General features: G+C 67.8%; 10 protein-coding genes. 5 read left to right on the top strand and 5 right to left on the bottom strand.

Annotated features, from left to right (window positions below; genetic code table 11):
- On the bottom strand, nt 1–441 hold the full coding sequence (locus HHAL_RS00795) for a VOC family protein (RefSeq protein ID WP_011812969.1): 441 nt from the start codon (nt 439–441) through the stop codon (nt 1–3).
- A 152-nt stretch (nt 442–593) separates the two neighbouring features.
- Here HHAL_RS00795 and HHAL_RS00790 point away from each other — a divergent pair, with 152 nt between their 5' ends.
- From HHAL_RS00790 to HHAL_RS00770, 5 genes are all read left to right on the top strand, one after another.
- The gene (locus HHAL_RS00790) at nt 594–2381 is read left to right on the top strand and encodes an ABCB family ABC transporter ATP-binding protein/permease (protein WP_011812968.1); all 1788 of its coding nucleotides are present in this window, start codon (nt 594–596) and stop codon (nt 2379–2381) included.
- Nucleotides 2378–3226, top strand: a complete 849-nt coding sequence (locus HHAL_RS00785; RefSeq protein WP_011812967.1) for a PHP domain-containing protein — start codon at nt 2378–2380, stop codon at nt 3224–3226. Before HHAL_RS00790 ends, HHAL_RS00785 begins: the two co-directional genes overlap by 4 nt.
- Before the next feature lie 74 nt (nt 3227–3300).
- Entirely contained in the window at nt 3301–4977 is a 1677-nt protein-coding gene (locus HHAL_RS00780) for a tetrathionate reductase family octaheme c-type cytochrome (protein ID WP_244857310.1), read from the top strand.
- Nucleotides 4974–5570 carry a cytochrome b/b6 domain-containing protein gene (locus tag HHAL_RS00775; RefSeq protein ID WP_011812965.1) on the top strand — a complete coding sequence of 199 codons (597 nt, stop codon included), beginning with the start codon at nt 4974–4976 and terminating at the stop codon, nt 5568–5570. The genes HHAL_RS00780 and HHAL_RS00775 overlap by 4 nt, the downstream gene beginning before the upstream one ends.
- Nucleotides 5571–5662: 92 nt before the next feature.
- Nucleotides 5663–9244, top strand: a complete 3582-nt coding sequence (locus HHAL_RS00770; RefSeq protein WP_011812964.1) for a S41 family peptidase — start codon at nt 5663–5665, stop codon at nt 9242–9244.
- Between the two features lie 37 nt (nt 9245–9281).
- Here HHAL_RS00770 and HHAL_RS00765 read toward each other — a convergent pair whose 3' ends face one another.
- The 4 genes from HHAL_RS00765 to HHAL_RS00750 are packed head-to-tail and all read right to left on the bottom strand — an operon-like array spanning nt 9282 to nt 12266.
- Entirely contained in the window at nt 9282–9539 is a 258-nt protein-coding gene (locus HHAL_RS00765; RefSeq protein WP_011812963.1) for a zinc ribbon domain-containing protein, read from the bottom strand.
- Entirely contained in the window at nt 9539–11272 is a 1734-nt protein-coding gene (locus HHAL_RS00760; protein WP_011812962.1) for an Hsp70 family protein, read from the bottom strand. Before HHAL_RS00760 ends, HHAL_RS00765 begins: the two co-directional genes overlap by 1 nt.
- Nucleotides 11269–11925 carry a nucleotide exchange factor GrpE gene (locus HHAL_RS00755; RefSeq protein WP_011812961.1) on the bottom strand — a complete coding sequence of 219 codons (657 nt, stop codon included), beginning with the start codon at nt 11923–11925 and terminating at the stop codon, nt 11269–11271. The genes HHAL_RS00760 and HHAL_RS00755 overlap by 4 nt, the downstream gene beginning before the upstream one ends.
- A complete protein-coding gene (locus HHAL_RS00750) occupies nt 11925–12266 on the bottom strand; it encodes a heat shock protein DnaJ domain-containing protein (protein ID WP_011812960.1) in 342 nt (113 codons plus the stop codon). The genes HHAL_RS00755 and HHAL_RS00750 overlap by 1 nt, the downstream gene beginning before the upstream one ends.
- Nucleotides 12267–12293 lie beyond the last annotated feature (27 nt).

The following is a 12293-nucleotide window of genomic DNA, read 5'->3' as shown; positions in this document are numbered from 1 at the left end:
TTACCAGGTTCCCGTGTTTTGCATCGAGGCCCAGGGGTCCTGCTCGGGCAGGGGGTCACCGGCCTGCAGCAGCTCGATGGAGATCCCGTCCGGGGAGCGGATGAAGGCCATGTGGCCGTCCCGGGGCGGGCGATTGATGGTGATGCCAGCGTCCATCAGACGTTGGCAGGTGGCGTAGATGTCCTCGACCCGATAGGCCAGGTGGCCGAAGTTGCGGCCGCCTGTGTAGGTCTCCGGGTCCCAGTTCCAGGTCAGCTCCAGCATCGGGGCCTTTTCGCTCTTGGCCCGCTCGGCGTCGTCCGGGGCCGCGAGAAAGACCAGGGTGAACCGCCCGCGCTCGCTCTCGCGGCGACTGATCTCGACCAGCCCGAGCTGGTTGCAGTAGAAATCGAGAGAGGTCTCCAAGTCGCTGACCCGGACCATGGTGTGCAGGTACTGCATGCTGCCGCGCCTCTCAAGCGCTTGCCGCTAACTGGTAACCGCCCAGTCTAACAGCATCGCCGCCCCGCCCGATACGATCGCCGGCGTGGGCGGCTGGCGTGACGGGAGGCGGACCCAGTAGGATAGGCAGGCCATTCGAGCCGGGGTCTATCTTGCGCAAGTTCAGGAAGAACGACTATACCGGTGAGCGTCCCAACTGGCGGATCATCGCCAGTCTCCTGCCTTACCTGAACGAATTCCGCAACCGAGCTCTCCTGGCGCTTGGCCTGCTGGTGCTGGCCAAGCTCGCCAACGTGCTCGTCCCGGTGGCGCTCAAGTTCCTCGTCGATCACCTCGACGAGGTGCGCGGCACCGAGGCCGCGCTGTTTGTGCCGCTGGCGCTGGTGGTCGGCTACGGGCTGCTGCGCTTCTCCTCAACGTTGTTCCAGGAGTTGCGTGATGCGGTCTTCGCCCGGGTGGCCGAGCGGACCATGCGGCGCGCGGCGCTGCGCGTCTTCGAGCATCTCCACCGACTCGACCTGGGGTTCCACCTGGCCCGGCGCACCGGCGCTCTGGCGCGGGATATCGAGCGCGGCACCAGTGGGATGTCGTTCCTGATGCGTACGCTGGTCTTCAACATTGTCCCCACGCTGCTCGAAGTGCTGCTGGTGGCGCTGATCCTGGCCGTCGCCTTCGATTGGGGGTTCGTGGTGACGGTGGTGCTGGCCGTGATCTTCTACATCGCCTTCTCTCTGGCCGTCACCGAGTGGCGTACGCGCTTCGTGCGCGAGGCCAACGAGATGGACAACCAGTCGAACACCCGGGCCGTCGACAGCCTGCTCAATTACGAGACGGTGAAGTACTTCAACGCGGAGCGTTACGAGGCGGAGCGCTACGATCGCGACCTGGCCGCCTGGGAGCAGGCGCGGATCAAGCACCGTCTCTCCCTGGCGGCACTCAACTCCGGTCAGGCGTTCATCGTCGCTGCGGCGATCACCGTGATGATGGGCATGGCGACGTTCCAGGTGCTGGAGGGGCGGATGAGCCTGGGTGATCTGACCATGATCAACGCCTACCTCCTCCAGCTGTTCATCCCCCTCAATAACCTGGGGTTCGTCTACCGGGAGATGCGTGAATCGCTGATCAACATTGAACGCATGTTCGGCCTCATGGATCAGCACCCGGGGGTGCCGGATCGGGAGGATGCGGCGCACCTGGCGCCGGATGGCGGGCGGATCCGCTTCGAAGGGGTCCGCTTCGGTTATCAGCCGGATCGGCCCATCCTGCGGGGGGTGAGCTTCACCGTCGAGCCGGGCCAGAAGGTGGCCCTGGTGGGGCCGAGCGGGGCGGGCAAATCGACCATCGCGCGGCTGCTGTTCCGGTTCTACGACGTCGATGCCGGGCGGATCACCGTCAACGGTCAGGATCTGCGCGATGTGACCCAGCACAGCCTGCGTGCGGCCATTGGCGTGGTGCCGCAGGATACCGTGCTGTTCAACGACACCATCCGCTACAACATCGCCTACGGCCGACCCGATGCCAGTGAGGCGGAGATCCGTGAGGTGGTGCGCCGGGCGCACCTCGACGGCTTCATCCGCGAGCTGCCCAACGGGCTGGATACGCTGGTCGGTGAGCGGGGTCTGAAGGTTTCCGGAGGCGAGAAGCAGCGCATCGCCATCGCCCGGGTGCTGCTCAAGGATCCGCCGCTGCTGATCCTCGATGAGGCGACCTCGTCGTTGGATTCGGCGGCGGAGCGGGCCATTCTGGCGACGTTGCAGGAGGTGGCGGCGCAGCGCACGACGCTGGCCATTGCCCACCGCCTGTCGACCATTCAGGATGCCGATCAGATCCTGTTGATCGATGGCGGCCAGATCATCGAGGCGGGGACCCACCGTGAACTGCTCGAGCGCGACGGCGCCTACGCCCGTCTATGGCGCTACCAGGAGGGCGTGATTCGATGAGCGCTTGCCAAGACCTGCACTGCCACTCTTCGGCCTCGGACGGTCACCTGGCCCCCGCGGCCGTCGTCCATCGCGCCGCGGAGCGGGGGGTGGAGACCCTGGCCCTAACCGACCACGACACCGTTGCGGGGATCGAGGAGGCGCGGGCGGCGGCCGCACCCCTGGGGCTCCGGTTGGTTGCCGGCCTGGAGCTGTCGGTGCTCTGGCAGGGGCGGACCTTTCATGTGGTCGGCCTCGGCGTTGATCCCGACGAGCCGGGACTAAAGGCTGGTCTGGCGCAGATGCAGCGGGCCCGGCAGCTGCGTGGCGAGGCCATCGGCGAGCGTCTGGAGCGTGCCGGGCTCAGTGGTGCGCGGGAAGGCGCGCGGGCCGCGGCGGGGGCGGCGGATATCACGCGGGCGCACTACGCGCGGTGGATGGTCGACAACGGCAAGGTGCGTGGTTACGAGGAGGCGTTCCGGAGGTATCTGCGCCGGGGACGGGTGGGTTATGTCCACGGTGACTGGGTGGCGATGGAGGAGGGGATCGAGTGGATCCGCGGGGCCGGCGGGATCGCGGTGCTGGCCCATCCACTCGGCTACGACCTGACGGGTGCCTGGATCCGCCGGGTGCTCGATGCCTTTGCCGCCGCCGGTGGAGAGGGTATGGAGGTCTCCTGCGGGACCTCACCCGAGCCGCGGCAGGTGCAGCAACTCGGTGGCTGGTGCCGGCGCTACCGCTTGTTGGCCTCGATCGGATCGGATTTCCACGGCCCCGGCCATCCGAGCCGGGAGCTAGGTGCGGCGCCGCCGCTGCCCGGCGATTTGCCTACAGTGCTGGAGGCGCTCACCGAGCGAGGCTGTTAGACCGGCGGAGTCTTGGAAGGGCTTCGCACCGGAGGGGCTGTTGGGGTATGGTCTATCCTTAAGCGGAAGGATAGGTGATCACAGTGATAGCTCGGCGCTGGTTGGCAGGCCTGCTGGTCCTTGCGGTAGGGGTGAGTTCCGCGGCGGGTGCCGAGGATGTCGAACCGCCCATTCCTGGCGAAGAGGCGGCGGCGGAGCCCGGTTCCACGGCGGACCATTCGCAGTTCTCGATCCTTGAGGGGCCTTTCGAGACCGGCCCCGAGGTCACTGAGGCGTGCCTGCAATGCCACACCGAAGCTGCCAAACAGGTCCACAGCAGCATCCACTGGACCTGGACCTACGAGCAGCCCGAGACCGAGCAGACCCTCGGTAAGCGTTACGTGCTCAACAACCTGTGCATGGGGATCGCCGGCAGCTATGAGCGCTGCTCCTCCTGCCACGTCGGGTATGGTTGGGAAGATCGCGACTTCGACTTCACCGCCGAGGAGAAGGTCGACTGCCTGGTCTGTCACGACACCACCGGCGATTACGTCAAGTTCCCCACCGCCGCCGGCCATCCGCCCTACGAAGACACCGAGTTCCGCGGCACCCTGTTCGAGGCGCCGGACCTGGCCCATGTGGCACGGAACGTCGGCGATACCAGCCGTGCCACCTGCGGCAGTTGCCATTTCGAGGGGGGTGGGGGCAACGCCGTCAAGCACGGCGATCTCGACAGCTCGTTACTCGACCCGCCGCGCTCCGTCGACGTGCACATGACCCCGGACGGCGCTGACTTCAGCTGCTCGAACTGCCACGAATTCACCGGCCACATCCAGAGCGGCAGCCGTTACCACCTGACGATGCCGGACACCGACGATGCCCCGGTGCCGGCGCGTCCGCAGGACAAGCCGGCCTGTGTCGCCTGCCACGGCAGTGAGCCCCATGAAGGGCGCATCCACGACAAGCTCAACGCCCATGGCGAGTTCATCGCTTGCCAGACCTGCCACGTGCCGGAGATCGCCCGGGGCGGCTATCCGACCAAGACCCTGTGGGACTGGTCCGAGGCCGGCCGACTCGACGATGACGGTCAGCCCATTGTCGAGAAGGACGACGAGGGGCGGGTGGTCTACGACGGCATGAAGGGGGTGTTCGAGTGGGACGAGGACTACCCGCCGGATTATCGCTGGTTCGACGGCAACATGGTCTACACACTGCCCGACGACACCATCGATCCGGACGACGAGGTTCCCGTCAATCGGCCCCAGGGGCAGCCGGGCGAGGAGGGCGCCAAGATCTGGCCGTTCAAGATCATGTACGGCCAGCAGCTGTACGATGCTGAGCATCATACGCTGCTGGTGCCCCAGCTCTTCGGCAAGGAAGGCGATGAAAACGCCTACTGGCAGAACTACGACTGGGACCGCGCCATCGAGGCCGGCATGGAAGAGGCGCGTGCCGTGGGACAGACCGAGATGGTATACAGCGGTGAGTACGGCTTCGTCGAGACTCGGATGTACTGGCCGGTTAATCACATGGTGGCGCCGGCCGAGGAGAGCGTCGCCTGCGTCGACTGCCACAGCCGGGATGGCCGCATGGCCGGGCTGGATGGGGTCTACGTGCCGGGGCAGGATCGCCATCCGCGGATCGAGGCTGTGGGCTGGACGGCGGTCTGGCTGACCCTGTTCGCGGTGCTGGGCCACGGCGGCGTGCGCTACTACCTCTACCGTCGAGAGCGCCTCGGCAATCGCCATGGCGAGGAGGGCTCGAGCTCGTGACGCAGGTACGCATCTTCACCCGCTTCGAAATCTTCTGGCACTGGGCTCAGGCGGTGCTGATCTTTGGGCTGCTGCTCACTGGCCTGGAGATGCACGGCAGCTACGCGCTGCTCGGCTTCGGTGCGGCGTTCTCCACGCACATCGTGCTGGCCTGGGGGCTGATCGGGCTCTGGGCGTTTGCCATCTTCTGGCACCTGACCACCGGCGAGTGGCGGCAGTATGTGCCGACGGGCAGTGGACTGGGGCGTACCGTCGGCTATTACGCCTACGGCATGTTCTCCGGCGAGGCCAAACCCTTTGCCAAGACGCCTTCGGCCAAGCACAACCCGCTGCAGCGGATGGCCTACTTCGGCTTCAAGGCCGCGATCGCCCCGGCACTGTGGGTCTCGGGCCTGCTGCTGCTGTTCTACAACTTCTGGAACGACACCCTGCTCGGGGCGCTCCTCTCGCTGGGTGCCGTGGCTGGCGTTCACCTGGCAGCGGCCTTCGCCATGATCGTCTTCCTGATCGGCCACATCTACATGGCCGCGACCACCGGAAACCCGTGGTACGAATACCTGAGGGCCATGGCCACGGGGTATCACAAGGAGTAGCCCCCTGCCGAGCGTCCCGGCGCGGGCGGCGTCGATCCGTGATCCCGGCGGCCGCTCTGGTGAGGCGAGGCCGCGGGTGGTAGCGTCGGGGCATGCGTAGCGTCATCCCGTTCCTGCTCGTGTTGCTCGCAGGCCTTCTCGGGTTGGTCGGCCCCTTGACGGTGGCGGCGGCTGACGAGGGTGAAACGGCCGTCGAGCTGCCCCGTTTCCCGTCCATCAGCCCGGATGGAGAGAAGCTGGTCTTCAGCTGGGGGGGCGACCTCTGGCGGGTCCCCGCCGAGGGTGGCACAGCGACCCGGCTGACCGGCCATCGTCTGGACGATCTCCACTCCGCCTGGTCCGGCGACGGGGATACGCTGGTGTTCTCCTCCTTGCGGGACGGTTACCTCAACCTCTGGCGCATGCGGCCGGACGGGACGGGACTCAGGCAGGTCACTTACGGCGATCGTTTCCTGCGCCACCCCGGTTTCGGAGTGGGCCGCGATGGCGAGCCGCTGGTGACCTTCTCGGCGCAGCTTGAGGCGGATGTCTACCGGGACCAGCGCCCCTACGGCGTCGCGCCGGGGGGCGGCGAGCCGCAGCGCCTGCATGACGCCTTTGGCTCCGAGCCCAGCACCTCCCCCGATGGGCGATACGTAGCCTTCACCCGTGGCGGGGCCTATCACGGTTGGAGTCGCCGCCACTACCACGGGCCCGATGCCCGCGATGTGTGGCTCTACGACCGCGACGAGGAGGCGTTCTCCCCGTTGACCCAGCGTCGTGCCGGGGACGACGGCCAGGCACAGTGGTTGGATGAGCGGACCCTGATCTTCCTCTCGGACCGTGAGGACAACACCGTGAACCTCTTCCGCGCGAGGGTGGAGGGGGCGTCCGGTGGCGTGGAGCGCCTGACCCACTTCGATGAGCGGGATGTACAGGCGTTCGATGTGGCGCCCGAAGCGGGTCGGGCGGTGTTGCAGGTCTGGGATCGGCTCTACCTTCTCGATCTGGATAGGCTCGATGCCGAGCCGGAGCCGGTGGCGTTGCGGGCCGGCGACCCGGGGCACGACCGCTACGAGCTGCGCTCGGTGGACCGCCAGGTCAGTGAGGCCGCGCTGAGCCCCGACGGCGAAGTGATGGCGTACATCGCCTACGGCCGGGTCTACGTGCGACATATGGATGAGCACAGTCCGACTCGCCCCGTGACCCCGGATACCCACGCCCGTCATCGGGACCTGCGCTGGTCGCCGGATGGTCTGCGGTTGTACTTCACCCGGGATGCCGACGGCACTGAATCGATCTACACCGCCGGGGTGGCCCTGACCCGCGAGGAGGTACGCCGCGGCTGGGTGGCCTCCGGGGAAACGGGGGGTGCACCGCGCCCGGCGCGACCCGAGACCGGGGCGGACGCGTCAGAGGGGCAGGAGTCAAGCGGCGGGGATGGCGCAGCCGCCGACCCGGACGACCCCTTCGCCCCCACCGACCCCATCGAGCCGCCGTCGGATCCCGACCCCGGCGACCCGGGTCTCGAGCCCGCCCTGACGGAACCGGATACGCCGCCGGAGCCCGATCCGCAGCCGGCCCCGGACCCGGAGCCCGTGCCGGAGGAAGCCGATCCGGTGGCACCGGCCGCGGATCCGGATCGCTGGCACGACGCCCTGCAGTTCACTCTGCGTCCTCTGGTGCAGAGCGAGGAGCACGAGCGCGATGCCAGGCCGTCCCCGGACGGTACCCGGATCGCATTCCGCCGCGGGCGCGGCGATCTGGTGGTCCAAGACCTCGACGGGGGCGGCGAGCGCACCCTGGTCGAGGGGTGGGACGCCACAATCGACTGGCGCTGGTCGCCCGACGGCCGCCACATCGCCTATACGCAGAACGACCTGGATTTCAGCGCCAACGTCTTCATCGTCCCTGCGGACGGGTCGGCGGAGCCGGTCAACATCACCCGTCACCCACGCAACGATCTCAATCCGCACTGGTCAGCCGACGGTCGGGTGCTGACCTTCATCTCCAACCGCAGCGGGGATAGCTACGATCTCTACCGGGTCTACCTGGATCCGGAGCTGGCGCGTTACAGCCGCCTGGAGCTTGACCGCTACTATCGCCAGGGGCGCGAAGCGGCGGAGCGGCGTGAGCCGCTGCCGGTGCTCACCCCGGGTGCCACGGATGTGACTCGGACGGAGACGGTGACCCAGGAAGAGCCGCCGGAGCTGGAGCTCGAGGGTGCTTGGCGGCGCGTGGAGCGAGTCAGCAGCGCGGCCGGCAACGAGTACGCGAGCCGGATGACCCCGGCCGGCGACCGCTACGTCTTCAATAGCGCCGGCGAGGGGCTGATGGTGATGAACTGGGACGGCAGCGAGCGGCGCCGCCTGGGCCCGGTGGCCGATATCCAGCATCTGACCCTGCGCGGCGATCGGGTGGTCTACGTCGCCGGAGGGCGGGCCGGGGTGGTGCGGCTCGGCGGTGGCGAGCATCGGCGCCCTGACATCAGCGACCGGATCCGCATCGACCGAAAGGCCCAGGGCGTGCAGAAGTTCCGCGAGGCGGCGCGCATCATCGAAGAGGGGTTCTATCGGCCGGACCTCAAGGGCCTGGACTGGGAGGCGCTGGTATCCGATTACGAGGCCTTGATCCGCCGGGCGCGGACGGCCAGCGAATTCAGCGACATCGCCAATCGCCTCATGGGCGAACTGGCCGCCTCACACACCGGGGTGAGCAATCCCGGCCCCGGGTCGGCCCTGCGCGAGCCCTCCGGGCGGCTGGGGATTCGACATGAGCGCGTCGAACTGGCAGACGGGCGCCCGGGATACCGGGTCGAGTCGGTGGTTCCCAACGGGCCGGCGGCCCACGGGCCTATGCCCCTGCAGAGCGGCGATACCATCGTGGCCATCGACGGCCGCGGAATCGACCGCGATGAGACCCTGCTCCAGCGCCTGCGGGGCCGGGTCGGTGATGAGCTGCTCATCGCCTTCCGTCGGCCCGAACCGGAGGGGGACGGCAGGCAGCTTTTGCACACCCTGGTAACGCCCGTCGATTATCGGGGTATGGCCGAGCTGCGCTACGACGCGTTCCGGGAGGAGCGGCGCCGGCTGGTGGACGAGCGCTCCGATGGCCGGCTCGGGTACATCCATATCCAGGCGATGAACCAGGCCTCCCTGGAGGCCTTCCAGGGCAGTCTCTACGCGGCGGCGGAGGGCAAGGAGGGGCTGATCATCGACGTCCGCAACAACGGCGGCGGGCATACCACCGATCGGATCCTCACCTCGATCATGGCGGCCGAGCACGCCTACACCATCCCCGCGGGCGCCGACCCCTCGCGCACTGGTCACTACCCGCAGGACCGCCTGGATGCCCCGCGCTATACGCTGCCCATCAACATGGTGGCCAACGAGAAGAGCTACTCCAACGCCGAGATCCTGGCGCACGCCTTCAATACCCTCGAACGGGGCACCCTGGTGGGCGAACAGACCTACGGTGGCGTGATCTCCACCGGTCGGCACGCCCTGATCGACGGTGCCACCGTGCGCCGTCCCTTCCGCGGCTGGTATCTGCCGGACGGCACCGACATGGAGCACCACGGTGCCGAGCCGGATATCCGGGTGCGCCAGCGCCCGGAGGATGAAGTGGCGGGCCGCGATCGGCAGCTCGAGGCGGCGGTGGACGACATGCTCGAGCAGCTCGACGACCGGGAGTGAATCAGCGTCGGGCCGGGGCAGGGCGGTGCACGGTGGGTCAGTCGGACGATCCGGCGGGTGCCCTCAGGAAACCGATGAGGTGTCGGGCCAGGGGGTCGGCGCGCAGGGTCAGGACCTGTTGCAGCGCCTCCTCGGCTGCGCCCCGGTCGCCGGCGGCCATCTGCCGGACCCCTTCCTGGAGCCTCCGATCGGCGGCCTGATCGGTGCACCGCAGCAGTGCCAGCTCCATGCCGCAGCGCCGGCAGTGCTGCGCCTGATCGTCGGCCCGGGCGCGACAGTTGGGGCAGCGATCCATCAGGACTCCAGGTAGAACACCAGATCGGACAGGGCCTCGCGGGCCTGTTCGAGGGCGGCCTGATCCTCCTGCTGCAACGCGTCGCGCAGCTGCTCGATGGCGTCGACGAGGTCCTCGCGATCCTCGGGGGTGGCGTGATCGAGGAGTCGTTCGGCCCGCTCGATTAACTCCGTGCTCCGGTAACCGGCCGAATCGGTCATGGTCTGCTGGGTGGCGGCGTCGCTATCGATCAGATCCTGGACCCGCTCACGGGCTGCGCCCATCTCCTCCCGTTCGAAGCGCGCCGTGGCGCTGTCGATGGTGATCTCCTTGCGCTTGCCGGTGAGCTTCTCCACCGACGAGACGTGCAGGATGCCGTTCACGTCCAGGGAGAAGGTGGTGATGATCACGTTGCCGGCGGGTACATCGCTCAGCCCCTCGATGCGGAATGAGCCGATCTGGGTGTTGTTCAATGCATCCGGGTCCTCCCCCTGGAAGACGCGGACGTCGATCGCCTCCTGGCCATCGTAGGAGGTGAAGAACGCCTCACTGCGGGTCACCGGGATAGGGGTGTTCTTGCGGATGACCGGGATGAAGCAGTACGGGTAGCGCTCCCCGTTGAGCTCGGCGATGGCACTGGTGCCGAAGGTATACGGGGTGACGTCGACGAGCATGCTCGCCACCTTCTCGCCGGCGATCACGCCCCCCTGGATGGCGGCGCCCATCGCTACGCACAGATCGGGGTCGATCTCGCTGCGTGGCTGGAGCCCGAGCAGCTCCTCGAGTCGCTGCTGGATCCGGGGGGTGCGGGTTGTGCCGCCGACCAGCACGATCTCGTCGAGGTCGGTGACGGCCAGCTCGGCGTCCTCAAGGGCGATGCGCACAGCCTCCAGGGTCTCGTCGAGGAGGGGCTCAATCATCGCCTCGTAATCCGCGCGGGTCAGGTCCACCGACAGATTGACAGGGCCGTTGCGGCCTTCCAGCAGGTAGGCCTCCTCGATCCGGGCGATCGGGGCGCTGGAGAGCTCCATCTTGGCCGCCTCGGCGGTGTGGCGGAGTCGCGCCATGGCGCGTGGGTCGTCCGCCGGATCGATCCCGTGTTCGTCCTTTACGTGGGCGCGCAGCTGATCGACGATCAGGGCGTCAAAATCGTCGCCGCCCAGGTGGTTGTTGCCGTGGCTGGCGAGGACCTCGACCACATCCTGCTCCATACGCACGACGGAGACGTCGAAGGTGCCGCCGCCGAGGTCGTAGACGAGGATGTGCCTGCGCTCGGCTTGGTCACTCTCGTAGGCGAGCGCGGCGGCCGTGGGTTCGTTGATGATGCGCACGACCTCCAGCCCGGCCAGTGTGCCGGCGTCGCGGGTGGCCTGGCGCTGGGCGTCGGAGAAGTAGGCCGGCACGGTGATCACCGCCTTGCGCACCGGCTCGCCGAGTTGCACCTCGGCTGCCTGCTTGAGACGGGCGAGGATCACCGCGGAGATCTCCTGGGGCGTGTAGCTGCGATCCCCCAGCGGTACCTTGATGTCTTCTCCCATGCGCCGCTTGATCGAGCGCACGGTTCGCTCCGGGTGCAGCGCCAGCTGGTTGCGGGCCGCGTAACCGACGAGCAGGCCACCCTCCTCGTCGAGCCCGACGGCGGAGGGCATCAGGTAGGCGTCCTCGACCTCGATGAGCTGCACTTGGCCGTTGCGAACGACGGCCACCTCGGAGTTGGTGGTGCCCAGATCGATGCCGATGATGATGTCGTTCACGACTTGCTGTCCTTCTTGTTGACGATGACCTCGGCGGTGCGCAGGACCCGGCCGCCGCGCAGGAAGCCCTGACGGACCTCGCGCACCACGACGCCGTGATCCGCTCCGGGCTCGGTGGTTGTATCCACGGCGTGCATGGTCTGCGGGTCGAAGGGCTTCTGGACGGTCTCCTGGACCTGCACACCGCGGCGCGCCAGGATCTCATCCAGGTGGCGCAGGTTCATCTCCATGCCCTGAGCCACGCTGGACAGATACCGGCGGGTACCGCCGAGCCGAGCCAGCCAGCCGGGCCGGTGGGTGGCGACCTGTCGGTGTCCGGCGGCGAGGCGGTCGCGCAGATCGAGCAGTTCCTGGAGCACGGCCTGTTCGGCGTCGTCGTGGGCCAGATCCGCTCGGCGGCGTTCCCGCTCCAGGTGTTCCTGCAGTTGTCCATTCTGCTGGCGCAGCATCTCACAGTCCTCGCTCAGCTGGTCGAGGGCCGATTTGTACTGGCGCGACTCGAGGCGGACGTCGTTCTTGAGTGCCGCCATCTCGTTGAGCAGGGTGTAGAGGTCCGGGGTCTGCGGTGCCTGCTCCTCCTGCGGCGCCCCATCGCTGCGTTCCAGGTAGTCGCGAAAGCGCGCGACCAGCGCCTCGCGCTCGTTGCTGTCCATCAGCCCTCGCCCCTCTGCCCGAGCACTGCGCGAAAGCTCTCCTCATCCGGGCGCCCTGGGGGGTGGGCCGGCGCCGCCCGGTCCAGGATATCCAGTGCGGTGGCTGGCAGGGTATCGAACAGGTCGTGAGCCAGGCGCATTCGCTCGGTGCGGATGGCCTGATACGCCTGGCGCAGTGCCTCGAAGCGCCGGGGGTCCCGCTCCGGCGGGCAGCCCCTGACCGCTGCCAGGTAAGCCCCATGGATGGTTTCGTCCTCCGCGTCGCGTGCGACGCCCAGGCAGAGGTAGGGATCGGCGTGTTCGATTTCGGGGCTTGGCATCGGGTTCAGGGTCTTATCCATAGACGGTGTTCGGGTCAAGGGGGCTGC

The organism is Halorhodospira halophila SL1 (genome assembly GCF_000015585.1).
In the GTDB taxonomy this organism is placed as follows: Bacteria; Pseudomonadota; Gammaproteobacteria; order Nitrococcales; family Halorhodospiraceae; genus Halorhodospira; species Halorhodospira halophila.
The sequence above is the reverse complement of the archived record's forward strand: the minus strand, read 5'-3'. Positions and strand labels throughout refer to the sequence as shown.